We start from the raw sequence: 26,245 nt of genomic DNA, 5'->3' as shown, positions 1-26,245 counted from the left end.
GCCGCGTTGAGCGCGGAGGGCTCAAGGTCGAGCAGCCGGCCGCAGGCCGCCGTACCGAGACCCTTCCGGCGCTCAGTGCACGACGGTGACGCCTCCCGCCGTCGGCCCCTGCGGGCTCGCCGTGAAGCCCGCGACCCGACTGCCGTCGCGGTACCCCACGCTCACGACGAGCGCCTCGCCCGCCACGACGACGGAGCCCGGCTCGACCGGCTGCCGGTGGACGCCGAGCGCGCCCAGCTCGACCGCTCGCCCATCGACGGTGATCTCCTGCGGCTCCTCCGACGCGCTCACGACGTGGAGCGTCGCGCCGGGACCGGGCGGCACCGCGATCGCCGCGCTGCCCGAGCGGGGCTGCCCGCCCGCGACCCAGTCGAAGTCGTTCCCGTCCGCCGCGATCGCGACCTGCCGCGCGCCGGCGACGATCGGGCTGTCGGCCGAGACGCGGATGGTGGTGATGCCAGCTGGGATCTCCTCGAGCGGGAAGTCGGTGACCCGGCCTGCTTCGAGCTCGCCCTCGGACTCGATGACCGACCCGTCCTCCGCCTCGAACACGACCCGCACCTGTCCGCCCTCGAGCGAGAGCAGGCGCAGCGTCGGGACGGCGTCGTCGAAGCCCGACTGGGTCTCGATGCCCGTCGCCTCGGTCACGGCGACGCCGGGGAGCAGCGCGGTCGTGAGCGCCGAGACGGGATCGACCGTCTCGAAGCCGCCGCGCTCGAGCCCGCGAGTCGTCGACTGCTGCAGGTGCGCGGAGACGGGCGCGCCCGTCGAGACGACGTGCACGACGACGTCGCCGACGCCCGGGGCGATCGCGGCGAGGTCGAGCACGACTTGCGAGGCGGGCAGCACGCTGATGCCGGTGGAGCCGACGGACTCGACCGGGCCCTCGGGGCCGTGGACCGTCACGTCGACGCTCGCGCTCACTTGGGATGCGTTGGCGATCGTGAGCGTGGACTGCCTGCCCGTGCGGGTCGAGCCGCCGACGAGCCACTGGTCGAGCCGCGTCTCGCCGCACTCGCTCACCGCGAGGCCGCGCACGTCGTCGACGTCGACGGGGAGCGACTGCGCGGCCGAGAGCGTCGTCGCCTCGCCGCGCTGGGCGATCGCGGTGCCGCCCGAGGCACCGTCGAGGCTCGGCACCGGGAGCCGCTGCTCCGAGATCTCGCCACCGAGGCTGCCGATCGCGACCTCCGGCTCGGCGATCGCCGAGAGCGCGAGCGCGTCGCTTCCGTCGCTCGTGCCGATGCGCAGCGCCGGTCCCGCGCACACGCGCGACTGGAGCGGCGACGAGGGCTGCACGAGCGTGACGGGAGCCTCGGTCGCCTCGAGGGGCTCGGGCGGCAGCGCTCGCGCGCCGAGCACCGCGCCGGTCATGAGCAGCGCCGCGCCGAGCCCCGCCGCGGCCCTGCCACCCCAGCGCAGCACGTCGCGGCGCTCGACGCGACGGATCCGGTCGGCCGCGTCGTTCGCGGCGGCCTCCCGGTCGGTGAGCGCGACGTCGGTCGCGATGTCGCCGGCCGCGGCCGGCGCGCCGGCCTCGACCGCGAGCTCCTCGGGCGAGGGCGCGCGATGGCGCGGCTCCTCCTCGTCGCCGATGGGCGAGTCGTCGTCGAACTCCTGCGAGTCGTCGATCGCGCCGGGCCCGTCGCGGTCGCTCACTGCCATGCCCCCGTTCCCTCGAGCCGCTTCGTCCGCACGCGCGCACCGCGCCGCAGCGACGGCAGCGCGGCGACGATCGCGCCCGCGATCGCCGCGAGCTGGGCGGCGAGCAGCCAGCCTGCCCATGTGGGCACCGGCGCCGGCGTCGATGCCGGCGCCTCCGTGCGCTGCCAGAGCAGGCCTGCCCCCGTCTCGCCGATCGCCTGCAGGTCGCCGCGGGCGTCGAGCGAGCGCTGGGCGCGGTCGTGCAGCCCCGCCGCTCCCTCGCGCTCCTGCTCGATGAGCACGAAGCGGATCGCGTGCTCGTCGAGCAGCGCCGACACGTCGACGTCGGCGCCGGAGGCGAGGTCGACTGCCGCTTGTGCGAGCTCCGCCTCGACCTCGTCGGCGCGCTCGCGCGTGCGCTCGGCGGTCGAGACCCGGTCGAGCGTCTCGCCCGGCCCGCGCTCGACGTGCACCCGCAGGACGTCCTCCGCGAGCGGGCGCAGCACGAGCGTGCCGACGCCCGGATCCTCGGCGGCCGCCGCGCCGACGAACGCGGGCATGCGGCGCTCGGGTGCCGGCACGACCGTCGCCGGCGCGAGGAACGAGCTCGCCACGACGGGCAGCGCGGCGGCGACGGCCGCGAGCGCGACGATGCCGCCCGGCACGGTGCCGACGCGGTCGTCGACGTCGACCGCGATCGCGGCGAGCACGACGAGGGCGAGCAGCATGAGCGACGCGCCGGGACCTGCCCACACCGCGACGCTCTCGCCCTCGAGCGTCGCGACCGCGAGCCGGGAGGAGAGCACGGCGGTGCCGTAGCCCGCGAGGAGCAGCACCGCGGCCGGCCACGCGCGCGCCGGCCGCAGCACGACGCCCGCGAGCGCCGCGAGCGCGAGCGGCGCGAGCAGGACGAGCGCGATCCAGCCGGCGTCGACGCCGGGAGCGAGGCCCGAGACGGCCGTCTCGAGCCTCGCGAGCGTGCCGTCCGGGGCGGCGAGCGCCGCCTCGACCGCCGTCGGCGGCTCGCTCCGGAACGGCACGCCGGGGTCGGCGAGCGCCGCGAGCGGGACGCCGGCCCGCCAGCGCTCTATGACGATCGGGGCGATGAGCGCGACCGCGGGCAGCGCCGCGACGAGCGGTCGCAGCGGCGAGCGCCAGCCGGTCGACGCGGCGAGCACGACGAGCAGCAGCAGCGCCGGCGCGAGCACCGGCGCGCTCGCGACGACGAGCGCGAGCGGGATGGCGGCGGCGCCAGCGGCGCGCCACGAGCGGTGTGCGCGCAGCATCCCGGTGACGGCGAGCGGCAGCGCGAGGTGGGCGACGACCGCGCCGAGCCTGCCCTCGGTGATGGCGAGCAGGAGCGTCGGCGAGAGCGCCCACACGGCGGCGGCGACCGCGGGCGCCCAGCGCGAGAGCGTCAGCCGGCGCGCGGCGAAGAAGCCGACGACCGAGGCGATCGCCGGGGCGAGCAGCAGCAGGAGGACGATGGCGGTCGACGGGCGCCACGGGGTCAGCGAGCCGAGCAGCGCGAGCACGAGCGCGAACGGGTCGGCCGCGCCCTGGACGGCGCCGAGCCCATCGCGCTGCCCGCCGAGCGCGCTCCCCCAGAGCTCGCCGAGCGAGCTCGAGAGCGGCAGGAGCGCCCCGCCGGTCGCGGCACCCGCGGTCACGAGCTGCGGCGAGAGCACGATGCCGACGACGACGGCGAGCGCGGTGACCCAGAGCCCCGCACCCTCGACGAAGCCGACGCGCTCGTCGGGCACCGCGCGCATCCGCTCGGGATCGCCGACCGCCCGCCGCTGGAGGCGCATCGCGCGCCAGGGCACGCGCAGCCCGCGCAGCGCGCTCCAGCGCTCGGTGCGCGACCGCGCGATGCGGCGCCGCGCCCGGGCGACGGGCGCGATCGAGACGAGCGCCGCGAGCGTCGCGCGCCACTCCGAGAGCACCGCGGCGGGCCGCTTCGCGAGCAGGTGGCCGATCGTGCGCAGCACCGCGAGCGGCAGGAGCAGCAGCCAGTGCACGACGAGCGCGAGCGGGTTCGCGTAGGCGAGCCTCCGGTGCAGCTGTGCGCGCCGCGCCGTGCCGACGCGCTGCGCGTCGCTCACCGCGCGCGCCGCGAAGTGCTCGGGGCCGCCCGCGCGCCGCACGCGCGCCCGCGGCTCGAGCGCGACGCGATGGCCGGCGAGCCGCGCGCGCACGCCGAGGTCGAGCCCCGCATCGATCGAGCGGAGCACCGGGTCGAACCCGCCGAGCGCGTCGAAGACGTCGCGCCGCACGAGCATGCCGGTCTCGGCGACGCCGAGCGTGTCGGAGTCGTCGTCGCGCTGCCCTTGGTCGAGCTCGCCCTCCCGCAGCAGCAGGCTCCGGCCGAAGCGCGTCATCGACTCGCCGAACTCGGCGAAGCGGTCCGGGGCGTCGGCGCGCATGACCTTCGGCCCGACGAGCGCGACGCTCTCGTGCACCTCGACGTGGCTCAGGAGCGCGTGCAGCGCCCGCGGATGCGGCGCCGCGTCGTGCGCGAGCAGCCACAGCCAGTCGCCGTCCTCCGCGGGCGGGAGGGCCCCGACGCCGCGCGCGACGAGCTGCCCGAAGGGCAGCCTCGGTGCGATGACGACGCTGCTCGCGCTCGAAGCCTCGAGCAGCCGCCGCGAGGCGTCCTTCGATCCGCCGTCGACGGCGATGAGGGCGTCGGGCGCGACGCGCTGCGCCGCGATCGCATCGAGGGTCGCCGGCAGGTACTCGGCGCCATTGCTGGTCGCGAGCACGACGAAGACCCTCGGATGCACCCGGCAAGGCTAGGCGCGCGGCTCCCCGTGCCGACGGGTTGGGGTCGGTGTGCCGCGCGATCGGTCAGCCGATGGTGCTGATCGCGATCGTCTTCGGCGCGCGCGGCACGATCTCGCGCCGACGTCGCCCGATCGTGAGGATGAGGAGCAGGATCATGCCGTACTCGAGCCACGGGCGGGATTCCGCGAGGCCCTGCACGAAGAACGCGACCCACAGCAGCAGCGGCGCCGCGTTCATCGCGTACTCCTCGGGGCGCGAGCGGTACATCGCACCGAGGCAGTTGACCATCGCGCGCCACTGCATCGCCGCCCACACGATGACGCCGACGATGCCGAGCTGCAGGAAGACGTCGAGCCACACGTTGTGCGCCTGCAGGTAGGCGACGTCGCCCACGCGACCCAGCACGTCGAACGGCGGCACCCACGGCTGCCAGTAGCCGAGGTAGCCGACGCCGACGACGGGGCTCGAGAGGGCGAGGTCGACGACGCGCCCCCAGATGTCGAAGCGGCCGGTGAGGTCGGCGTCGCGGTTGAGGAAGTCGGCGACGTGCGCCCAGTTCGCGATGATGAGCCCGAGCGCGACGAGCCCTGCCGCGATGACGATCGCGAAGATCCGGTAGAACACGGCGCCCCGCCAGCGCACCCACGCGGCGATGAGGCCGCCGATGATCGCGACCGCGAGGAGCGCGAACGTCACGGTCGCGCTGCGCGCGAGCACGAGCACGAGCGTCGGCAGCAGCACCCAGACGGGCCACCGCCGATCGAGGCGGGCGATCGCCCGGCAGACCGCCACGATGAGCGCGACGAGCGCGACCATCGCGAGCAGGTTGGCGTTCCCCATGAGGCCTTGGATGCGCTCGCCCCGCAGCAGCAGGCCGCCCGACCACGCGAACTCGAGCGTCGTGCCCGGCGGGTAGTCGGACCAGAGCGGGAAGAGCGGCCCGCGCAGGACGACGGCGACGAACAGCTCGAACAGGAGCGACCCGATGAGCAGCCCCTGGAGGCTCCAGTGGAAGACCGCGAGGATGAGCCGGTACGGGAGCGCGGCGATGAAGATGGCGCTCGCGACCATGCCGATGAGCCCGATCGAGCCGAGCAGGCTCGCCCCGGGCGAGATCGCCCAGCTCGCCGAGACGACGGCGAGCACCGTGAACATCGCGATCGACCTCGGCAGCCGCGAGAGCCGCACGCGCAGCAGCACGAGCTCGACGATGACCCAGCCGATCGTCGCGACGATGATGGCGCCCCAAGCTGGGTACCCGATGAGGTTCCGCACCGCGTCGCCTGCCGCCACGTGCACCACCACCCAGGTGGCGAGGACGGCGCGGCGGCGCTGGTGGAGCACCGACCCATCGTGCCATGCGGGGCTCGCGCGCTCGCCCGCGATGGCGTGCTCCAGGGCGATCAGGCGAGCTTGCGGAGCTTCCGGCGCTCGCGCTCGGAGAGCCCGCCCCAGATGCCGAAGCGCTCGTCGTTCTCGAGCGCGTACTCGAGGCACTCGGCGCGCACCTCGCACGACTCGCAGATGCGCTTCGCGTCGCGCGTCGAGCCGCCCTTCTCCGGGAAGAACGCCTCCGGGTCGGTCTCGGCGCACAGGGCGTCGGCCTGCCACGCGAGCGCGCTGTCGACCTCGGCGCGACGCACTCCGGGCACGCCCAGCTCGACGGGATCGACGAACCAGTCGGTCGGGATCGGACGGTGCAGCGCACCGTTCGTGATCGAGTGCTGTCGGTGCGTCGGCGCGTCGTTGCGCTGCTGTCCCTCTCGCATGGCGTCCCCCGGTTCTGCGGCCCCCGGCCGGGCCCGCTGAGGACAATTACATCGGTGTAGTTCGCACCGCGTCAAGTCGGCGATCATAGGCGTGGCGTGTCGCCGAGAGCCCTCGCGCCGCGGCGTGTCGCCGTGCTAGGAGCGCCGCGGCAGCGCCTGGCGCACTCGCCGCGCGGCCCGCACGAGGCCGTGCTGCTCGAAGCGGTCGAGCTGCGCCCGCACGGCGGCGAGCTCGACGCGGACGCGATCGAGCTCCTCCGCCTGCGCGCGGGCGAGGGCTTGCGCCGCGACGCTCTCCTCCGCTCGACGCCGCGCCTCCTCGTCGCGCTCCGCAGTGATCTCGTCCCGAGCGCGCTCGAGGCCGTCGGCGTGCATCCGGAGGCCCGTGAGCTCCCGGTAGAGCGGCTCCTCCGCGTCGCGGATCGCACGGGCGAGCGCGCGCTTCGCCTCGACCTCCTCGTCGGAGAGCACGCCGTCGGCGGCGTCGTCGAGGCTCGTGCGCAGCAGCTCGGGCCGCACCGCCGAGTCGACGCGGCGGTCGAGCCGCTCGACGAGGCCGTCGTCGACGACGAAGCCGCCCGCCGCGAGCTCGGCTCCCGTGGGGCTGCGCAGCGCGAGGAAGTCGTCGAGCACCCCCGCCTGCAGCCGCCGCCAGTCGCGCATGCCGTGGTGACGCGGCGAGGGGCGCAAGCTCGGGCTCGACTCGTAGCCGCGGCCCATGTTCTCGGTCTTCCGCTCGAGCTGCGCGATCGATCGCCACGGCAAGTGCAGCACCTCGAGCGCGAGCGCCTCGGGCACCTCGCCCCGCTGCTCGATCGAGGTGAAGTGATTGCCCTGCGCGACCTCGACGTCGGGCGAGCCGACGTGGATCGCGTTCGGGGTCGGGTGCGCGAGCACCCCCGCGGCGAGCAGCTGCTCGTCCGAGCGCTCGTCGCGGTAGCGCAGCCGCCGGATGCCGCTGCCCCGGCGCGCCATGGGCCCCACGAGGTTCACGACCGGCACGTCGAAGGCGCCGAGCTCTCGCGGCATGCGCTCGAACGCCTCGCGGAGCGACAGCGACGCGTCGCGCGCGACGAGGAACTCGTCGGCGTCGCCGTTGACGACCCAGTCGGCGCCGAACTGCGTGTGCGCGAGCCGCGCCATCCGGGTGACGACCTCGCCCTGCTGCTTGCGGTGCTCGGGGTCGTCGAAGACCGTCACGGGCGCGACCGCCTCGTACTCGCGCAGGATCTCGCGCGTGCCGTCGACGGATGCGTTGTCGGTGACGAGGATGCGGTCGACGCCCTCGGCGAGGTGGTGCTCGAGCGTCGCGGCAATGATGTCTGCCTCGTCGCGCACCATCATCGTCAGCACCAGGGTCATGCGGCGATCCTAGGGGTGGGCTCGGCCGCGCCCGAGAGCGCCGCCCACGCGTCGTCGCCCTCGAGCTCGAGGTCGCCCGCCACCGAGACGAACGCGGCCTCGCCGCGCGCGAGCTCGAGCCGCTCACCGCCCGCGGCGATCGAGAGCGGCGCGACCGCGAGCACGATCGCCTGCGCCGCGGACGCGCGGTGCCGGCCGTGCACGTGCCGCAGCTCGAACGGCGCGGCGGGCTGCCAGCCGGTCGCGCCAGGCAGCTCGACGCGAGCGAGCCGCGGGTCGTCGAGCGGGGTGAAGTCGAGGATGCGCAGCAGCTCGTCGCGATCGACGTGCTTCGGGGTCAGGCCGCCGCGCAGCACGTTGTCGCTCGGCCCCATGAGCTCGATGCCGAGGCCCTCGAGGTAGGCGTGCAGGTTGCCCGCGGCGAGGAAGAGCGCCTCCCCGGGCTCGAGCGAGAGGCGGTGCAGCAGCAGCGCGATCGCGATCGCGGGATCCCCGGGCGAGGCGTCCTCGAGCCGACGCACCGTGTCGCGCTCGGGCTCGAGGGCCGCGGGCAGCCGCTCCGCAGCCGCGACGATCGCCCGCACGACCGAGCGCGGCTCGTCGCCGCCGGCGAGCATCCACCCCACCGCGTCCTCGAGCGATGCCCGCACGCGGTCGGCGAACGGCGCGACCCGCTCGTCGATCGCGGTGAGCGCGTCGAGCACCGGCAGCGAGCGCTCGAGCGGGCGGAACCCGCTGAGCGCCTCGAAGCGCGTCACCGCCACGAGGAGCTCGGGCTTCGCGTGCGGGTCGCGGTAGGTGCGCATCGGGGCGTCGCGGGCGAGCCCCGCCGCGTCCTCGCGCGCGAAGCCCTCAGCGGCCTGCGCCGCGTCGGGATGCGCCTGGAGCGAGAGCGGCGACGCCGCGGCGAGCACCTTCAAGAGCATGCCGGGCTGCGGAGCGCCCGCGTCGTCGAGCACCTCGTCGAGCGGCCGGCCGTCGACGCGCGAGGGGCAGCCGGGGTGCGCGCCGAGCCACAGCTCCGCTTGCGGCCGCCCCGTCGTCGGCGTGCCCAGGTAGTCGGGGATCGCCGACGCGCTGCCCCACGCGTAGTCGCGGGGCTCGTTGGTGATGCGCACAAGCACGGGGGCGGCTCCTTCGGGCACAGTTGGGTCGAGGCTACCAACGGCCGACCGGACGGCCGCCGCTCGCCTAGCGTGCGGAGCGACCGCTGATCCTGACGGGAGCACCATGACCTTCACGCCGCTCGAGAGCGACTTCTACGGCTTCGCCAACGACCTCACCGACGCCGAGCAGGCCTCCCTCGCCGAGATCCGCGAGTTCATGGAGACGCGCGTGCGGCCCGAGATCGACGAGCACTGGCACGCCGACGCGTTCCCGATGCACCTCATCCCCGGCATCGCCGCGCTCGGCGTGATCGGCCCCGCGTGGGCCGAATCGGCGCGGTTCGAGAACTCCGCCGTCTACCGCGGCTGGATCGCGCTCGAGATGAGCCGCGTCGACGCATCCGTCTCGACCTTCGCCGCCGTGCAGAACGGCCTCGTCGCCGGCTCGATCGGCGTCGCCGGATCCCCCGAGCAGCGCGCCGAGTGGCTCCCGCGGCTCGCCGACTGCTCGGTCATCGGCGCGTTCGGGCTCACCGAGCCGCTCTCCGGGTCGGATGCGTCGAAGGGCCTCGCGACGACCGCGCGCCGGGAGGGCGACGAGTGGGTGCTCGACGGCGAGAAGCGATGGATCGGCAACGCGACGCACGCCGATGTCGTCGTCGTCTGGGCACGCGACGTCGCCGACGGCGAGGTGAAGGGCTTCATCGTGCCCACGTCGAGCGAGGGCTACTCGGTCTCGAAGATCGAGCGGAAGATCGCACTGCGCATGGTGCAGAACGGCCACATCGTGCTCGACGGCGTGCGCGTGCCGGAGTCGATGCGGCTGCAGGGCGCCGCGAGCTTCCGCGACACCGCGCGCGTGCTGCGCCTCACGCGCGCCGAGGTCGCGTGGAGCGCCGTCGGGGTCATGATCGGCGCCTACGAGGCGGCGGTGCGCTACACGACCGAGCGCACGCAGTTCGGCAAGCCGATCGCCGCGCACCAGCTCGTGCAGGATCTGCTCGCGAAGTCGCTCGGGCACATCACCGCGTCGATCGCGCTGTGCGTGCAGGTCTCGCGCATGCTCGACGAGGGCAGGCAGGGCGACGCGCACTCGGCGCTCGCGAAGGCCTTCACGACGGCACGGATGCGCGAGGTCGTCGCGTGGTGCCGCGAGGTGTGCGGCGGCAACGGCATCGTCACCGACTACGACGTCGCCCGCTTCTTCGTCGACGCCGAGGCGATCTACACCTACGAGGGCACGGCGCAGATGAACTCGCTCATCGTCGGGAAGGCGATCACCGGAGCGTCGGCGTTCGCCTGACCGCCTCAGCGCTCGAGCGCAGCTGGCCGAAGCGCCGGCCGATCCCCCACGCGGTCGTGCGCACGAGCGCCTCGGCGATGATGCCGCTCGACATCTTCGAGCGGCCGAGCTCGCGCTCGCGGAAGGTGATCGGCACCTCCTCGATGCGCGCGCCGAGGTCGGCCGCGCGCCGTGTCATGTCGATCTGGAAGCAGTAGCCCTGGCTCGAGATCTCGCACGCGAGCATCTCGCGCAGCAGCTCGGCGCGGTAGACGCGGTAGCCCGCGGTCATGTCGGCGACGTCGATGCCGAGCGCGAGCTGCGCGTAGCGCGTGCCGGCGCGGCTGATGAGCTGCCGGTGGACGGGCCAGTCGACGATCCTGCCGCCGGGCACCCAGCGCGAGCCGATCACGAGGTCGGCGCGCTCGGCGGCCGCGAGCATCGCGGGCAGGGCGTCCGCGGGATGCGAGCCGTCCGCATCCATCTCGACGACGAGGTCGAAGCCCTCGTCGATCGCGAGCCGCATGCCCGCGAGGTACGCGGCGCCGAGCCCCTGCTTGCTCGAGCGGTGCAGCACGCGCACCCGCGCGTCAGCGGTCGCCATCGCATCCGCCACGTCGCCCGTGCCGTCTGGGCTGCCGTCGTCGATGACGAGCAGCGTGACGTCGGGGACGGCCGCGAGCAGCCGACCGGCCGTGACCGGCAGCGCTTCGCGCTCGTCGTACGTCGGCATGAGCACGATGGTTCTCGGCATGGATCTCCGTCCAGTGGCAGGAAGCCGATCGTAGTGGGCGCGGATGGGCGGTTCCTGCCCCCGCGCCGCGGCGCTCAGCGCTCCTCGACGCCCGTCGAGCTCGGTGCCGGCGGCCGTGCCTCAGCGATCGCGAGCTCTCTCGTGAGCTCCGAGATCTGCCGGTCGACCCTGCGCAGGTGTGCCGAGGTCGAGAGTCCGTAGCCGATGAAGACGATGATGAGGCCGTACAGCAGCAGGTCGGCGCCGCGGCCGACGCCGACGGCGTTCGCGACCGCGTTCGCGAGCGACGGGAAGATCACGGCGATGATGCCGACGACGAGCGCCGCGAGCATCGTGAGCCGCCGGATCGCGAGTCCGCGCGCGCCCTTCGTCGGCAGCACCAGGATGATCGCGGGCACCGCGAGCCCGATGATGAGGATGATCTGGATGACGATCTTGCCGGTGTCCATGCTCCCGCCCTACTTGAAGATGAGCTCGCTGAGGATGTTCACCGAGTTCCAGAGGGACTGGCCCTTCGAGCGCGAGTAGTCGGTGTAGATGACGTGCACGGGCTCCTCGGCGTAGCGCAGCTCGAGCTCGCCGAGCTGGTCGACGATCTCGGAGGCGTGCGCCATGCGGTTCTGGGTGATGCGGATGCGTCCGGCCGCGTCGCGCGTCATCGCACGGAGGCCGTTGTGGGCGTCGGTGAGCCGCACGCCGCTCGTGAGGCGCTGGAAGATCACCGCAGCCCGGAGGACGACCCGCTTGGCGAGCCCCGGCTTCGTGCGCCCGTCGAGGAACCGCGAGCCGATCACGATGTCGAGCGGCTCGACCCGCAGCCGCTCGACCATGCGCAGCGCATCCTCCGTGCGGTGCTGGCCGTCGGCGTCGAAGGTCACGATCCAGCGCGCGCCGGGGTCCTGGAGCGCGTAGCGGATGCCCGTCTGCAGCGCGGCGCCCTGCCCGAGGTTGATGGCGTGCTGCACGACGTGCGCCCCGCCCGCCCGCGCCTCGTCGGCGGAGCCGTCGGACGAGCCGTCGTCGACGCACACGACGTTGGGGAACGTCCGGCGCGTGTGCTCGATCACCTCGCGGATGACGGGCGCCTCGTTGTACAGCGGGACGACGAGCCACGTGCCGCGAGCGATCTCGGGGGTCGCGAGCGGCGCACCGTCGAAGTCGCCTCCTGCTGCCACCCGGGCAGTCTACCGGCGGACGGGCGGCGAGCGCCGCGCCGCTCCGGCGCGGTCGCGACGTAGGCTGGCACGCATGGGACCGCGCCTCGCCTCCGCTCGCTCGCGCGGCGCCGACCGCGCATGACGACCGCCGCGAGGTCCGGCCTCTCGGGCGTCGCGGGCGCGACGGTGTTCTCGGCCGCGTCCGGCTACCTCGTCCTCTTCATCGCGGCCAGGAGCCTCGGCGCGGAGCGGTACGACGTCTTCGCCGTCTACTGGTCGGCCTTCTTCGCGCTCACCGGCATCGTCAACGGCCTCATGCACGAGTCGACCCGCGCCGTGCACGCGGCGCTCGGATCCGGGCGGCCGGGCGGCGCGCGACCCGCGATCGTCGCGACGGTCGTCGGCGCCGCCGTCGCGCTCGCCGTGCTCCTCTCGGCTCCCGCGTGGGCAGAGCGGCTCGTGCCGGAGCACACCGGCATCGGCGTCGGCCTGCTCGCGGCCGCGATCGCGAGCTTCACGCTCCAGGCCGCGCTGAGCGGCGCGCTCTCCGGCGCCGGGCGATGGGGGCTCTACGGATCGCTCCTCACGATCGACGCCGCGCTCCGGCTCGTCGTCGCGCTCGCCGCGGCGCTGCTCGGCCTGCCCGAGATCGGCCTGCTCGTCGCGACGGTGTGCGGATCGATCACATGGCTGCTGCTCGTCGCCCTCTCCCCAGCGTGCCGCGACGCGCTGCGCCTGCGCGCCGACGTAGCGCTCCGCCCCTTCCTCGCGCGGGTGCTCCAGGCGATGGTCGCGGCGTCGGCGACCGCGGCGCTCGTCGTCGGCTTCCCGGTGCTGCTCAAGGCGACCGCGGCGGCCGAGGATCCCCAGGTGCTCGGGGGGCTCATCCTCGCGGTCACGCTCACGCGCGCGCCGCTGCTGGTGCCGCTGACCTCCTTCCAGAACGCGATCGTCGTGTACTTCGCCGACCGGCGCGAGGCCCGGTCGCGCGCGCTCGCGCTCCCCATCGCCGCGGTGCTCGGCATCGCGGTGGTCGGGGCTGCCGCCGCCTGGCTCGTCGGCCCGCCGATCCTCGCGTTCATGGGCGAGGGCTTCGACGTGCCCGGCGTGCACCTCGCCGGCCTCACGCTCGCCTCCGGCACCACCGCGGCGCTATTCCTCTCGGGCGCGGCGGCCCTCGCGCACGACCGCCACGGCGCGTACGTGCTCGGCTGGTGGGCGGCCACGATCGCGACGCTCGCCCTGCTCCTGCTGCCGCTCGACCTCTCGACGCGCACGATCGTCGCCCTGCTGACCGGACCGCTCGTCGGGATAGGCTGGCACGCCGTGGCGATCGCGCGCACGGGGAAGGCTCGCTGAATGGACGACTGGCGCACCTCCGTCCTCATGACGGTGTACCACCGCGTGGAGCCCGACCACTTCGAGCGAGCACTCGAGAGCATGTTCTCCCAGTCGCTCCCGCCCGACGAGATCATCGTCGTCGAGGACGGGCCGCTCGGCGCGGGGCTCCTCGACGTGCTCGCCGGGTTCGAGGGCCGCGGCATCCCGCTCGTGCGCGTCGCGCTGCCCGAGAACCGGGGTTCGGCGATCGCGTCCCAAGCGGGGCTCGAGGTCGCCCGCCACCCGTGGATCGTGCGGATGGACGCCGACGACATCTCGCTGCCGCACCGGCTCGAGACGCAGATGGGCGAGCTGCGCCGCGGCGGCTGCGACGTGATCGGCTCCGCGATGAGCGAGTTCGACGGCGAGGAGGACCGGCTCGTGGGCACGCGCACGCTGCCGCTCGAGCACGACGCGATCGCCCGCTACGCGAGGATCAACAGCCCGGTGAACAATCCGAGCGCCGTCATCCGTCGAGCGCACCTCGAGGCCGTGGGCGGCTACCGCCACGTGCCGCTCATGGAGGACTACGACGTCTACGCGCGGCTGCTCGCGCACGGCTCGGTCTTCCGGAACCTCGCGGAGCCGCTCGTGCTGTTCCGCGCAGGCGAGGCGATGTTCAACCGCCGCGCAGCCCGCGGCATGCTCGCCGCGGAGCGCGCGATGCAGCGCAACCTCGTCGACTACGGCCTCGTCTCGCGCCCCAGGTCGTGGTTCAACCTCGGGGCCCGCTCGGTCTTCCGAGCGCTGCCTCGACAGGCGCTGCGTCGCACGTACCGCGTGCTCTTCTACCGCTCGCGCGACGCTCGCTGAGCGGCCGCCGTCGACGCGGCAGGCGGCCCGAGAGGGCGCTGGATAGACTCGCACGGTGACGGAACCGACGAACGAGACCTCGTCCGAGCGCAACCAGATCGTCGAGCTGCAGCAGGAGCTCGCGCGCGCTCGGCGGGAGCTGCAGGACGCCGAGCAGCTCGCCGCGAGGCCCGACCCGTGGGACCCGAAGGTGTGGGTCGGCCGCGCGCGGCGCATCGGCGGCATGGGGCGGCGGTTCGCCGCGCGCACGATCCGTCGGCGGGCCTCGCCGAAGGTGATCGAGGCTTCGCCCTCGACCGCGCCGTCGTCGTTCGACTCGTGGCAGCGGCGGATGCAGGGCTCGCGCTTCGTCGGCTTCCCCTCGTACTGGCGCTACTCGCGGCGCGGACCGGCCGAGCCCGCGCCCATCGCGGTGGTGCTGCACTGCCACTTCATCGACCTGCTCGACGACCTCGTGCAGAGCCTCGCCGCGATCGGCGAGCCGTTCGACCTCTACGTCACGAACTCCTCCGGCGAGGCGATCGCCGCGGACCGCCTCGTCGTCGAGGGCGCGCAGCACGTCGAGGTGCTCACGGTCGAGAACCACGGCCGCGACATCTGGCCGCTCGTGCAGGTCGTCAACGCCGGCATCCTCGACCCCTACGACGTCGTGCTCAAGGTCCACACCAAGAAGAGCGCGTGGCGCGAGGAGCACCCCGAGCTCGCCGGCGACGGCGCGGCGTGGCGCTCGAGCCTCACGAGCGCGCTGCTCGGCTCGGCCGAGAACGTCGGCGAGATCCTCGGCGCGATGCGGGCCGATCGCGACATCGCGGCGGTCACGGCCGACGGCAGCGTGGTGGGGACCGAGCACTGGGGCGGCGACCTCGACCTCGTCCGCGGCATCTACCGGCGGCTCTCGATGCCCCTCGACCCCGATTCGCTCCGCTTCCCCGCCGGCTCGATGTACTGGATCCGCGGCTTCGTGCTGCAGGGCCTGCGCGCGTTCCGCTTCGACCGCGAGGACTTCGAGCCCGAGGCCGGCCAGATCGACGGCACGTGCGCGCACGCGATCGAGCGGATGATCGGGCTGCTGAGCACCGAGGCGGGGATGCGGGTGCTGGAGCGCCGCGACGTGCCGCGCGGCGCCGCGCCCGTCGAAGGGCCCGCGGCGCGCATCGTGCCCTTCTACCTCCCGCAGTTCCACCGCGTCGCCGAGAACGACCGCTGGTGGGGCAAGGGCTTCACCGAGTGGTACAACGTCGTCAAGGCCGAGCCGATCTACCCGGGCCACGTCGTGCCGCTGCGGCCGACCGAGCTCGGCTACTACTCCCTCGAGCTCGACTCGGTGCGCGAGGAGCAGCGCGACCTCGCGCGCTCGCACGGCATCGAGGCCTTCATGTACTACTACTACTGGTTCGCGGGGCACAAGCTGCTCGAGCGGCCCATCGAGGCGCTGCTCGCGAGCGACCTCGATCAGCCCTTCTGCATCATGTGGGCGAACGAGAACTGGACGCGCACGTGGGACGGCGGCAATGCCGACGTGCTCATCGCGCAGGAGTACGACTCCGTGCCCGCCGAGCGGTTCATCGACGACGTCATGCCGCTGCTGCGGGACCCCCGCTACCTCCGCGCCGGCGGCGCCGTCGTGCTCGCCGTCTACAAGCTCGCGCAGCTCCCCGACCCCGCCGCGACCGTCCGCCACTGGCGCGCGCGCTGCCGCGAGGAGGGCGTCGGCGAGCTGCTGCTGCTGCAGGTCGACGTCGGCGAGGCGATGGGCGGGCTCGAGCGCGCCGGCGCCGCCGGCGTCGTCGACGGCTCGCTCGGCTTCGCCCCCCACAACTTCCCGTGGATGCTCTCCGAGGTCGCCGCCGCGCCGAAGGACGAGCGCTTCACCGGCAACATGATGAGCTATCGCGGCACCGCGGACGCGGCGATCGAGGCGCTGCCCAGCACGCCCGCCGGGCACCACCCCGGCATGATGGTGACGTTCGACAACACCGCCCGCCGCCAGTGGAACCCGGACGTCTTCACCGGTTCGAACCCCTACACGTTCCGCCGCTGGCTCGCGGCGTGCGTCGACGCTGTCGCCGATCGGCCCGCCGACGAGCGACTCGTGTTCGTCAACGCGTGGAACGAGTGGGCGGAGTCGGCCGTGCTCGAGCCGACGGAGCAGTTCGGCCGCAGCTACCTGCTGGCGATCCGATCGGTGAACGGCGGCTGACGTGCGGCTCGACAGCCCGCGCCGCGCGCTCGTCTTCGCGTTCCACGACGTCGACGGCATCGTCGACGACGCCTACCTGGCCTACGTGGGCGCGCTCGTCGCGGTGGCCGGCCGCTCGATCGTGGTCGTCAACGGCGAGCTCGGCGACGAGGGCCGCGCGCGGCTCGAGGCGCTCGGCACGACCGTCCTGCAGCGCTCGAACGAGGGCTACGACATCTGGGCGTTCAAGACCGGCATCGACGCGCTCGGCGAGCACCTCGGCGAGGTCGACGAGCTGCTCGTCGCCAACTCCTCCGTCTTCGGGCCGGTGAGCTCGCTCTCCGACGCGCTCGCGACGATGGATGCCCGGGACGTCGACTTCTGGGGGATGACGCGCCACGCCCCGATCGGCGGCGCCTCGAGCGGCCGTGGCCGCGCGCCGCGTGCCGAGCGCGCCCACGTCCAGTCCTACTTCACCGCCTTCCGCAGCTCGGTGCTCCGCTCCGAGGCGTTCCGCGCCTACTGGCGCGACCTCCCACCCATCCGCGACTACGCCGACGCGGTGCAGGCGCACGAGATGGTCATGACGGGCTACTTCGAAGACGCAGGCTTCTCGTGGGACACGCTCGTCGACACGCGCGACCTCGAGCCGTTCGCCGAGAACCCGCTCATCGCGATGGCCCCGACGCTGCTCGACCGCGGCTGCCCCGTCTTCAAGCGGCGGCTGCTCTACGTCGGCGCCGGCGGACTGCTGGCCCACACCTCCGGATCCGTCACGAAGCAGCTGTGGCAGCGGCTCCGCGAGGTGCCCGGCGTCGACATCGACGCGCTCGAGCGCCACGCCGCGCGCACGATGCGCTCGGCCGACCTCGATCTCGCGCTGCAGGACTTCGTCTCGATCGACACCGGTCCCGCCGACCCCCCGTCGACCGTCGCGGCCGTCGTGCTGCCCGGCCCGCTCGCGCAGCAGCAGGCGGCGGGCATGGTCGCCGCGGGGGTGCGCACGGTGCTGCTCGCGCGCGACGGCGACGCGCTGCCGAGCGTCGAGGGCGCCGAGGTCGTGCGCACCGGCAGCCGAGCACCCCGGCTCGCGCTGCCTCGCGTCGACGCCGAGCTGCTGTACGTGCTGCCCTCGATCGACGCGCCCCGCCACGAGGCGGATGCCCGCATCGCCTTCGAACACACCAGGCAGGCGCTCGGCTGGGATCGCGAGGAGCTCGGCCGCGTCGCGCGGGCGTTCCGCGAGTCGGCGCTGCTCGGCATGGTGCTCGCCCCGCCCTCCCCTGCCCGCAACTTCTACGGCGGCATCGGCGGCGCCAAGCCCGAGCGGCGGCTCGCGGAGCTCGAGGCGGCGTGCGCCGCGCTCGGCGTGGACGCGCGCGCGCTCGCGGATGCCGTGCCGGGTGCCGGCCTCTGGATCCGGCGTGCGGCAGCCGAGCAGTGGGTCGCGGCGGTCGAGGCGATCCCCGCCGCGGAGCGCGAGCGCGCCGAGCGACGCCTGGAGCCGCACGACTGGCTCGCGATCATGACGGCGGTGCTCCCGAGGCTCGGCTGGCGCGTGCGCCGCGGCATCTCGCGCGACCTCGCCGAGACGCTCGCCGCCGTCTCCGGCGCTGCCTACGCCGGCATCAATCGCGCCGCGGGCGCCGTGGACGGCGAGGGGCTCGAGGCCACGCTCGCTCGCGTCGACCAGCGCGCGATCACCGCGACGGTGTTCTTCGACGTCGGCCCGGGCTTCGCGCACGCGACGTCGAGGTCGTTCGAGCGCCGCTCCGGCGGCGCGCTCGAGGTGCGGGTCCGTGTCCCCGAGGATGCGCTCGGCGTGCGCTTCGACCCGCTCGAGGGCGCCGGCGCGCTCGTCGAGGGCCTCGCCATCGAGCCGGCCGAGCTGCGCATCGTGCCGCTGAACGGCACCCGATCGCGCGGCGTCGACCTCTTCGCGAGCCACGACCCCGCCTACGTGATCTCCGGGCCGGCCGCCGGGCGGGAGATCGTCATCCGCGCCGAGCGGGTCGAGCGGATCACGGTCGACGCATCCGCCCTCGAGCTCATCGAGCGCCGCTACGGCGCCGGCGGGCCCGTCGCGCGGGCGCGGCACCTCGCGATGCGCGCGGGTTCGAAGGCGGTCAGGCGGCTGCGCCGCCGCGGCTGAGCCTCAGCTCCAGGAGAGGCCGATCAGCACCGCCGAGAGCGCGACGACCGCCCATCCGATCGCGCGGCTGCGAGCGAGCAGCATGCCGGCGCTCACGAGCAGGAAGGGCAGCAGCGCGGCGCCGTAGCGCAGCGGCGGCTCGAAGTAGCTGCCGTCGAGCACCCACGTCATGAGCATGAGCACCGGGATCATGAGCACGGCGAGCGCACCGGTGCCGATCGCCCAGCTGCGCGCCGTGCTCGCGCCCTTGGGGGTCGGCTGCCGGGAGAGCCCGATGACGCCGGCGACGATGCCCGCGCACGCGAGCGCCGTGGCGACCGCGACCGCGATCTCCATGGACGCCTGTGCCTCGACCGGCTGCACGGCGCCGACGTTGAGCAACACGTTGTCGAGCAGGCGGATGATGCTGTCGGGCGGCAGGTGCTCGGAGCCGACGCCCAGGTTCGCACCCGGCCCGACGGCCGTCGCCGAACGGATGCGCCCCCAGACGAGCTGCGCGGCGAGCGCGACGACCGCCGCGACCGCGGCCGGCAGCACGGCACCGCGCCACGCGCTCGCCTCTCGCCATCGGCCCTGCGTGACGAGCGCGTGGACGACGACGATGAGGAGCGCGGCGCCGAGCGCCCCGATCGCCTGCGGCTTCGCGAGCACGCCGAGGAGCCCGACCGGCACGAGCCACCACGCGCTCGAGGCGCCGGTGATCACGCGCGCGGTCAGCAGGGCGAGCGCGGCACCGGCGGTGATCGCCGCGGCGTCCGTCGAGATGAAGGCGAACGACGACTGCGCGACGGGCGTCGTCATGCCGAGGAGCACGAGCCCCGCGGCGGGGACGAGGCCGACGCGGAAGCGGCGCAGCGCCAGGAACGTCATCGACGCCGCCGCGGCGAGCCACAGGCCGCCCACCATCCGGCCCGCGTCGAGCAGGCCCATCCCGAACCACGTGAGCGGCTGCGCGAGCACCCGGGTGATCGCGAAGTAGACGGGGGTGTAGAGGTCGGCGCCCGTGAGCCCGTGGTACGGGAAGAGGGCGTCGTCCTCGACGTCGCCGATCCCGCATCCGTCGCCGTACGAGCCGTAGGAGGCGACACCGCGGCACTCGAGTTCGGCACGTGCGAACTCGCCCACCTCCTCGCCCGTGCGGACGAACCCCTGCGACGAGACCTTCGTCAGGTAGTCGAAGTAGACGTACTCGTCGTAGGGGCTGAAGGGCGCCTGCCGCTGCACCGACGTCGCGACGAGCGCGATCGCGAGCACGACGATGCCTGCGAGCACCCAGCGGACGGCCCGGCGGACCCGCTCGCCCGGGTCCGCCGCGACCTCCGTCGTCATCGGGTGACGACCGGGCAGCCGAGCAGGACGCTCGATCCCGCTCCCTCGTTCACCGCCCACGCGCACACCCGGTGCGAGCCGGGCGGCACGGTCGTGGTGAGCGAACCGAGCCCGCGCTGCGCGCCGTAGAGGGGGTAGACCCGCGCGACGTCTGGGCGGGATGCGGTCGCCCGCTCCTGGGCGACGAGCTCGCCACCGAGGTAGAGGTTGATGAGCGGCGACGCGGCCGTGTCGGGGTCGATGGCCCAGCCGTTGAGCTGGAGCGCTCCGGTCGCGGCATCGACGCTCGCCGAGTCGATCCTGCCGAAGGGCGAGCCGGTGATGTTGGCGGTCTTGCAGCCCAACAGCTTCGGGTCGCCGGCACCGACGTTGAGCGCCCAGAGGCAGATGCTGTTCACGCCCGGCGCGAGCGTCACCTGGGCCGACTGCAGGCCGCGCTGCGCGCCGTACGCCGGGTAGTGGCGAGCGACATCGGGCCGGCTGCCGTTCGCGACGTACTCCGAGCGCACTGCGCCGTTCACGTACATGCGCACGGTCACCGGTGCTGTCGAGTCGGGGTCGATCGCCCAGCCGTTCACCGTGAGCGCGCCGGTCGCCCGGTCGACCACGAGCGAGTCGATGTTGCCGAACGGCGAGCCGGAGGGCGTCTCGACGACGCGGCAGCCGAGCTGCACGTCGTTGCCGGAGCGCACGTTTAGCGCGCGGACGCACACGGTGTTCGAGCCGCCGCCGACGCTCGCGGTCATCGCGTAGCCGTGGTTGTTGCCGTAGCCGGGGAAGGCGCGGCCGACGTCGGGCCGGCTCTGGTCGGCGCGCGCGGTCGCGACCACTCGGCCGTTGACGAGCATCTGCACGTCGATCGACGCGGCGGTGTCAGGGTCGAGCGCCCAGCCGGAGACACCCACGGAGCCGGGGCCGGCCGACGTCCCGTCGAGCTGGCCGCGCGGCGGACCCGACGCGTTCGAGACCTCGCGGCAGCCGAGCATGGGGTTGTCGCCCATGGGCACCGCGATCGCGTAGACGCACACCTCGCTCGTGCCGACCGGGATCGGCAGCTGGAAGGCGAAACCGTGCCGGTCGCCGTAGTCGCGGTAGACACGGCCGACGTCCGGCCTCGACGTGTTCGCAGTGAAGGCCCCGGCGTAGCGGCCGTCGAGGTAGGCGTGCACGTTGATCGACGCGGTGGTGTCTGGGTCGAGGGCCCAGCCGCTGATGTTCGCGGTGCGACCCGACGCGGACGCGTGGTCGATGCGCCCGACGGGCGGGCCCGACGGCGGCGCGACGGTGCGGCAGCCGATCCACTGGTCCTTGCCGGCGCCGACGTTGAGCGCCGCGATGCACATCTCGACCGGCACGCCGCGCATGGCGAACTCGATCGAGAAGCCGTGGTTGCTGCCGGCGCCCGCGAGCGCCTGGCCGGCGGCCGCGTTGGGCTGATCAGCGCGGTAGGTGCGCTGCCACACGCCGTTGAGGTACAGGTTGACGGAGATCGCCTGCGCGGGCGACGAGGGGTCGATCGCGAAGCCCTGGGCGATCGCGCGCGCGGGTGTGGTGGAGACCGACTGGATGCTGCCGAAGGGATCGACGCCGTTGCTCGAGCGCGGGTCGCCGAACCAGTCGGTCCAGATGCGCCAGAAGTTGCGGTTGCCGTAGGCCGAGCAGGCATCGCCCGTGCCGTAGAGGTTCGCGAGCGCCGCAGCGTTCGGCTGGTACGGCGTGTAGTTGTAGAGGCCCGCCGTCGCCTGGTTGCGGATGAGCACGGGGCTCGAGCCGCACGCGGCGTTGGGGTGGTACAGGACGTTGTTGACGCGACCGGCGATGTGGTTGTAGTTCTGCGGGAAGGTCTTGTAGACCTGGAACTGCCGGGCCGCGTAGTAGACCTGGTAGAAGAAGCCGCCGAAGCTGCTGTCGCACGGCGCGGTGTCCGGGCACGCGAAGCCCGTCGCCTTCGCGTAGCGCGTCGCGTTCGGCGAGCGGTGCGTGACGAGCGACTGCTCCTTCTCGAGCAGCACGAGCAGCACGCGCGGGTTGACGCCGCACGCCGCGCCGACGCGGGCGATGATGCTCGCGGACGACTCGTTCGCCACCCCGTTCATCGCCGTGCAGTAGCGGTTGGCCGGCATCGAGGGCGTCGCCTGCTTGTAGTCGACGAGGCACGTGTAGCCGCTCACGCACTGCGGGCGTCGCTCCTCGAGGAACCGCTGCACGGCGCCGGCATCCATCGAGCCGCCCGCGTAGAAGTTCTCGTCGCTGATGAGCTCACCGGGGTCGAAGTCCGACGCGCTCGCCGCCTCGGCGGCCGGCGGAGCCGACACGAGGCCCGAGACGAGCACCCCCAGGACCGCGACGGAAGCCACGAGGGCCCGGCTCCAACTCCGCTTCTTCACGCGACAACCCCTCAACAGTTCCGTGACAGCACCGCTGGCAAGTCTACAAGCGCGCTATGCCGGAGCCGAGAGCCCCGTCGGAGCGTCGCCGGACGGACGGAGGCGATCGATGCGGCGACGGTAAGATGGGTCGTTCTGATCCGCTCCCCAGGAAGGTCTCCATGACCGACATCGCGCGCGATCGCGCGGCACGGCTGGCCGCTGAGCCCTGGATCGACGCCGGCGTCTCCGGGCGCGGCCTGCAGGGCTTCATCACGACCATCCGGGAGCTCTGGCGCTACCGGGAGCTCTTCGGCCGACTCACGAAGCGAGAGCTGAAGGCGAGGTACAAGGACTCCCGGCTGGGGTTCGTCTGGAGCCTCGTGCGGCCACTCACGATGCTCTTCGTCTACGCCCTCGTGGTGGGCGAGTTCCTCGGAGCCGCGCGCACCATCGACGACTTCGGCATCTACATCTTCGCGGGCCTCGCGATCTACACACTCTTCTCCGAGACGGTCGGCGCCGGCACGAGCTCGATCGTGACCAACTCGGGCCTCATCAAGAAGGTGTACCTGCCGCGCGAGATCTTCCCGCTCGCGACGATCGGTCCGGCGCTCTTCACGCTCGGCATCCAGCTCGCCATCCTCATCGTCGCCTCAGCCGTCGTGGGGAGCCTCGAGATGGGGCCCCATCTCCTCTACGCCGTGCTGTCGATCGTGCTCATCGTGGTGCTGAGCGCAGCGCTCGCGCTCGTGCTCGCCGCGACGAACGTCTACCTCCGCGACGTCTCGTACCTCGTCGACGTCGCGCTCGTGCTGCTCATGTGGGGCTCGCCGATCCTCTACTCGATCGCGATGGTGCGCGATCGGCTCGCCGGCGGCGCCTTCGAGTGGCTCACGCAGCTCTACATCAACAACCCGCTCACGCTCGCCGTGCTCGGGTTCCAGGAGGCCTTCTGGCAAGCGGGCGCGAGCGCCGACTTCGTGCCGCACCTGTGGGTCAACATGCTCATCGCGACCGGCGTGAGCGCGGTGCTCGTCATCGTCGCCCAGCGCGTCTTCGCCCGACTGCAGGGCGACTTCGCCCAGGAGCTGTGATGGAAGCCGTCCCCATCGTCCAAGTCGAGCACGTCTCGAAGCACTTCACCGTCCGCAAGGACAAGAGCCTCAAGGAGCGCGTCGTCAACGCAGCGCTCGGCAAGCGGCACGCCGAAACGTTCGAGGCCCTGCACGACATCTCGCTCGACATCCACTCCGGCAATACCGTCGGGCTCATCGGGCCCAACGGCTCGGGGAAGTCGACGCTGCTGAAGACGATCGGCGGCATCATCCAGCCGAGCAGCGGCCGGGTCGTGCGCCGCGGTCGCATGGCGGCGCTGCTCGAGCTCGGCGCGGGCTTCCACCCCGACCTCTCGGGCCGCGAGAACGTCTACCTCAACGCCTCGATCCTCGGGCTCACCGAGCGCCAGATCGACAAGTACTTCGACGCGATCGTCGACTTCTCCGGCATCGAGGACTTCATCGACACGCAGGTGAAGTTCTACTCCTCGGGCATGTACGTGCGGCTCGCATTCGCCGTCGCCGTGCACGTCGACCCCGACCTGCTGCTCGTCGACGAGGTGCTCGCGGTGGGCGACGAGGCGTTCCAGGAGAAGTGCCTCGACAAGATCAAGTCGTTCCAGCTCGAGGGACGCACGATCGTGCTCGTCACCCATACGCTGAGCCAGATCACCGACCTCTGCACGCGCGGCATCGTGCTCTCACACGGCAACGTCGTCTTCGACGGAGCGCCGATCGACGCGGTCGGCATGCTGCGCGGCGGCTTCCAGTCGCAGCGCGATGCCGATGCGGCGCAGCGCCTCGAGCGGGAGAACGCGATCAACGCCCCGGCGCGCGCGCGGGTAGCGATCCCCCGCGTGCGGCTCGTCGACGCGCAAGGAGCGCCGACGACGGGCGTAGAGATCGGGCAGGACGTGCAGCTCGAGGTCGAGGTGGATGCGACGGACTCCGTGCGCGACTGGCGGCTCGGCATCGCGATCGCCAACACCTTCGGGCAGGTCGCGCTCTACTCGTCGACCGAGCGGCTCGGGCTCGACCCGATGACGGAGCTGTCGGGCAGCTCGACCCTCCGCTTCTCGATGCCGTCGCTCTCGATCGGCCCGGGCGCCTACACCGTCTCGGCGGCGCTCGAGCACCGCGACGGCACGGAGCTCGCGCGCGCCCAGGAGGCGACCGCGTTCCGCGTCGCCGACAACGGCATCAGCACGGGGCTCGCATCGACGCCGCTGTCGGTGGCGCTGCAGCCAGGGCGGTGAGCGAGCGCGCGGCGGCCGCCGCGGGTCTCCCCGCGGTCACCGTCCTGATGGCCACGCACGACGGCGCGCGCTTCCTGCGCGAGCAGGTCGCCTCGATCCTCGCGCAACGGGGGGTCGAGGTGCGGATCGTCGTCTCGGACGACGGCTCGACCGACGGCACGCGCGAGCTGCTGCGCTCGCTCGCCGCCGACGAGCCGAGGGTCGTGCTCCTCGAGCCGGTCGAGCTCGGCTCGGCGCACGCGAACTTCATGCGGCTCATCGCCGAGGCGCCGTGGGACGGCGCGTCGGCCGTCGCCTTCTCGGACCAGGACGACGTCTGGCATGCCGAGCGCCTGGCAGCGCAGCTCGAGCAGCTCCGCGACGCAGACGCGGTGAGCGCGAACGTCGTCGCCGACTACGGCGACCGGCGCACGCTCATCGACAAGGCACAAGCGCAGCGGTCGCTCGACTTCGTGCTCGAGAGCGCGGGCCCGGGCTGCACGTTCGTGCTCGCGCCGCGCGCGTTCGACCTCGTCCGGCGCACCGTGCTCCGCGATCCCGAGGCCGCGGACGCGCCCATCCACGACTGGCTCGTCTACGCGATCGTGCGCGCCGCGGGAATGCGGTGGCACATCGACCCTGCCCCCGTGATCGACTACCGCCAGCACGACGCGAACGTCGCCGGCGCCAACCTCGGGTGGCGGCAAGCAGGCCGCCGGCTCCGCCGACTGCGGTCCGGCGAGTTCCGGCGGGAGTCCGCGGTCGTGGCTCGCATCGCGGCGCGCGTCGCCGACGAGCCTGACCGCTCGCAGCTCTCGGCGATCGCTGCGCTGCTCGAGCGCGACGACCTCCGCGCCCGGCTCGCGCTGCTGCGCGGCGTCGGCAGCCTCCGCCGCCGCGGTACGGACCGAGCGGCCCTCGCCGGGATCCTACTGCTCGGCCTGTGGTGACGCCGGCTCAGTCGCGCGCGGCGCGCTCGAGCAACGTCAGCAGGTAGCGGCCGTAGCCGCTCTTCACGAGCGGCTGGGCGAGGGCGCGGAGCTGCTCGTCGTCGATCCAGCCGGCCCGCCAGGCGATCTCTTCGATGCAGCCGATCTTGAAGCCCTGACGGTCCTCGATCACGCGCACGTACTCGCTCGCCTGCATCATCGACTCGAAGGTGCCGGTGTCGAGCCACGCGACGCCGCGGTCGAGCACCTGCACGCTCAGCGCGCCCCGCTCGAGGTATCGCTCGTTGACCGTCGAGATCTCGAGCTCGCCGCGTGCGCTCGGCTCGATCGTCTTCGCGATCTCGACCACCGAGTTGTCGTAGAAGTAGAGCCCCGGCACCGCGTAGTGGCTCTTGGGCTGCTTCGGCTTCTCCTCGATCGAGATGGCCCGCATCTCGTCGTCGAACTCCACGACACCGTAGGCGGCGGGATCGGCGACCTGGTAGGCGAAGATGAGCCCGCCGTCGATGTCGCCGTGCTGCCGCAGGCTCGAGCCGAGGCCCGTGCCGTGGAAGATGTTGTCGCCGAGCACGAGTGCGACCGACTCCTCGCCGATGAACTCCTCGCCGATGATGAAGGCCTGCGCGAGGCCGTCGGGGCTCGGCTGCACCGCGTACTCGATCTGCATGCCGAGCTCGGAGCCGTCGCCGAGCAGCGCGCGGAACTGCTCGTTGTACTCGGGCGTCGTGATCACGAGCACCTCTCGGATGTCGGCCATCATGAGCGTCGACAGCGGGTAGTAGACCATCGGCTTGTCGTAGATCGGCATGAGCTGCTTCGAGATGCCCTTGGTGATCGGCCACAGCCGAGTACCGGACCCGCCCGCCAGGATGATGCCGCGCAACGCGCCTCCGTTCGTCGTCGGGCCAGTGGCCCCCGGTGA

Annotated in this window: 20 protein-coding genes; 8 read left to right on the top strand and 12 right to left on the bottom strand. The window is 73.2% G+C overall.

Going from position 1 to position 26,245, the window contains the following annotated elements; genetic code table 11:
* Nucleotides 1-72: 72 nt before the first annotated feature.
* From ACP7BI_RS02025 to manA, 6 genes are all read right to left on the bottom strand, one after another.
* On the bottom strand, nt 73-1,665 hold the full coding sequence (locus ACP7BI_RS02025; protein WP_425843394.1) for a DUF5719 family protein: 1,593 nt from the start codon (nt 1,663-1,665) through the stop codon (nt 73-75).
* Nucleotides 1,656-4,430, bottom strand: a complete 2,775-nt coding sequence (locus tag ACP7BI_RS02020) for a glycosyltransferase family 2 protein (protein WP_425843392.1) — start codon at nt 4,428-4,430, stop codon at nt 1,656-1,658. The genes ACP7BI_RS02025 and ACP7BI_RS02020 overlap by 10 nt, the downstream gene beginning before the upstream one ends.
* A 64-nt stretch (nt 4,431-4,494) precedes the next feature.
* Nucleotides 4,495-5,775, bottom strand: coding sequence for an O-antigen ligase family protein (locus tag ACP7BI_RS02015; RefSeq protein ID WP_425843390.1), 1,281 nt, complete (start codon nt 5,773-5,775; stop codon nt 4,495-4,497).
* Between the two features lie 59 nt (nt 5,776-5,834).
* Nucleotides 5,835-6,200 (bottom strand): WhiB family transcriptional regulator, encoded by a 366-nt coding sequence (locus ACP7BI_RS02010; protein WP_425843388.1) that lies wholly within the window; start codon nt 6,198-6,200, stop codon nt 5,835-5,837.
* 135 nt (nt 6,201-6,335) lie between these two features.
* Entirely contained in the window at nt 6,336-7,562 is a 1,227-nt protein-coding gene (locus tag ACP7BI_RS02005) for a glycosyltransferase family 2 protein (RefSeq protein WP_425843386.1), read from the bottom strand.
* Nucleotides 7,559-8,686, bottom strand: coding sequence for a mannose-6-phosphate isomerase, class I (gene manA, locus ACP7BI_RS02000; RefSeq protein WP_425843385.1), 1,128 nt, complete (start codon nt 8,684-8,686; stop codon nt 7,559-7,561). The genes ACP7BI_RS02005 and manA overlap by 4 nt, the downstream gene beginning before the upstream one ends.
* Nucleotides 8,687-8,792: 106 nt before the next feature.
* Here manA and ACP7BI_RS01995 point away from each other — a divergent pair, with 106 nt between their 5' ends.
* Entirely contained in the window at nt 8,793-9,971 is a 1,179-nt protein-coding gene (locus ACP7BI_RS01995; protein WP_425843383.1) for an acyl-CoA dehydrogenase family protein, read from the top strand.
* Here ACP7BI_RS01995 and ACP7BI_RS01990 read toward each other — a convergent pair.
* From ACP7BI_RS01990 to ACP7BI_RS01980, 3 genes are all read right to left on the bottom strand, one after another.
* Nucleotides 9,946-10,704, bottom strand: a complete 759-nt coding sequence (locus ACP7BI_RS01990; RefSeq protein ID WP_425843381.1) for a polyprenol monophosphomannose synthase — start codon at nt 10,702-10,704, stop codon at nt 9,946-9,948. The two genes, ACP7BI_RS01995 and ACP7BI_RS01990, sit on opposite strands and share 26 nt — an antisense overlap.
* Before the next feature lie 74 nt (nt 10,705-10,778).
* A complete protein-coding gene (locus tag ACP7BI_RS01985) occupies nt 10,779-11,153 on the bottom strand; it encodes a DUF2304 domain-containing protein (RefSeq protein ID WP_425843379.1) in 375 nt (124 codons plus the stop codon).
* A 9-nt stretch (nt 11,154-11,162) separates the two neighbouring features.
* Nucleotides 11,163-11,879, bottom strand: a complete 717-nt coding sequence (locus tag ACP7BI_RS01980; RefSeq protein WP_425843377.1) for a glycosyltransferase family 2 protein — start codon at nt 11,877-11,879, stop codon at nt 11,163-11,165.
* Nucleotides 11,880-11,999: 120 nt separating this feature from the next.
* On the opposite strand from ACP7BI_RS01980, the gene ACP7BI_RS01975 reads away from it, so the two are divergent.
* From ACP7BI_RS01975 to ACP7BI_RS01960, 4 genes are read left to right on the top strand one after another with little or no spacing between them, the layout of a single operon-like run.
* The gene (locus ACP7BI_RS01975) at nt 12,000-13,220 is read left to right on the top strand and encodes a hypothetical protein (protein WP_425843375.1); all 1,221 of its coding nucleotides are present in this window, start codon (nt 12,000-12,002) and stop codon (nt 13,218-13,220) included.
* A complete protein-coding gene (locus tag ACP7BI_RS01970) occupies nt 13,221-14,054 on the top strand; it encodes a glycosyltransferase (RefSeq protein ID WP_425843373.1) in 834 nt (277 codons plus the stop codon).
* A 55-nt stretch (nt 14,055-14,109) separates the two neighbouring features.
* Nucleotides 14,110-16,254, top strand: coding sequence for a glycoside hydrolase family 99-like domain-containing protein (locus ACP7BI_RS01965; protein WP_425843371.1), 2,145 nt, complete (start codon nt 14,110-14,112; stop codon nt 16,252-16,254).
* A 1-nt stretch (nt 16,255) separates the two neighbouring features.
* Nucleotides 16,256-18,385: a rhamnan synthesis F family protein gene (locus tag ACP7BI_RS01960; protein ID WP_425843369.1), complete on the top strand. Its 2,130-nt coding sequence runs from the start codon at nt 16,256-16,258 to the stop codon at nt 18,383-18,385.
* Between the two features lie 3 nt (nt 18,386-18,388).
* On the opposite strand, the gene ACP7BI_RS01955 is transcribed toward ACP7BI_RS01960, so the two are convergent.
* Complete coding sequence (locus ACP7BI_RS01955; RefSeq protein ID WP_425843367.1) at nt 18,389-19,714, bottom strand: hypothetical protein; 1,326 nt, start codon at nt 19,712-19,714, stop codon at nt 18,389-18,391.
* Nucleotides 19,711-22,071 carry a hypothetical protein gene (locus ACP7BI_RS01950; RefSeq protein WP_425843365.1) on the bottom strand — a complete coding sequence of 787 codons (2,361 nt, stop codon included), beginning with the start codon at nt 22,069-22,071 and terminating at the stop codon, nt 19,711-19,713. Before ACP7BI_RS01950 ends, ACP7BI_RS01955 begins: the two co-directional genes overlap by 4 nt.
* Nucleotides 22,072-22,262: 191 nt before the next feature.
* Here ACP7BI_RS01950 and ACP7BI_RS01945 point away from each other — a divergent pair, with 191 nt between their 5' ends.
* From ACP7BI_RS01945 to ACP7BI_RS01935, 3 genes are read left to right on the top strand one after another with little or no spacing between them, the layout of a single operon-like run.
* Complete coding sequence (locus tag ACP7BI_RS01945) at nt 22,263-23,177, top strand: ABC transporter permease (RefSeq protein ID WP_425843363.1); 915 nt, start codon at nt 22,263-22,265, stop codon at nt 23,175-23,177.
* A complete protein-coding gene (locus ACP7BI_RS01940) occupies nt 23,177-24,394 on the top strand; it encodes an ABC transporter ATP-binding protein (RefSeq protein ID WP_425843361.1) in 1,218 nt (405 codons plus the stop codon). The genes ACP7BI_RS01945 and ACP7BI_RS01940 overlap by 1 nt, the downstream gene beginning before the upstream one ends.
* On the top strand, nt 24,391-25,323 hold the full coding sequence (locus ACP7BI_RS01935; protein WP_425843359.1) for a glycosyltransferase: 933 nt from the start codon (nt 24,391-24,393) through the stop codon (nt 25,321-25,323). The genes ACP7BI_RS01940 and ACP7BI_RS01935 overlap by 4 nt, the downstream gene beginning before the upstream one ends.
* Nucleotides 25,324-25,330: 7 nt before the next feature.
* Here ACP7BI_RS01935 and rfbA read toward each other — a convergent pair whose 3' ends face one another.
* The gene (rfbA, locus tag ACP7BI_RS01930) at nt 25,331-26,206 is read right to left on the bottom strand and encodes a glucose-1-phosphate thymidylyltransferase RfbA (RefSeq protein WP_425843357.1); all 876 of its coding nucleotides are present in this window, start codon (nt 26,204-26,206) and stop codon (nt 25,331-25,333) included.
* Nucleotides 26,207-26,245 lie beyond the last annotated feature (39 nt).

The sequence above is a fragment of the Agrococcus sp. TSP3-2-1 genome (assembly GCF_049897585.1).
GTDB lineage: Bacteria > Actinomycetota > Actinomycetes > Actinomycetales > Microbacteriaceae > Agrococcus.
This window is presented reverse-complemented; position numbering and strand designations above follow the sequence as displayed.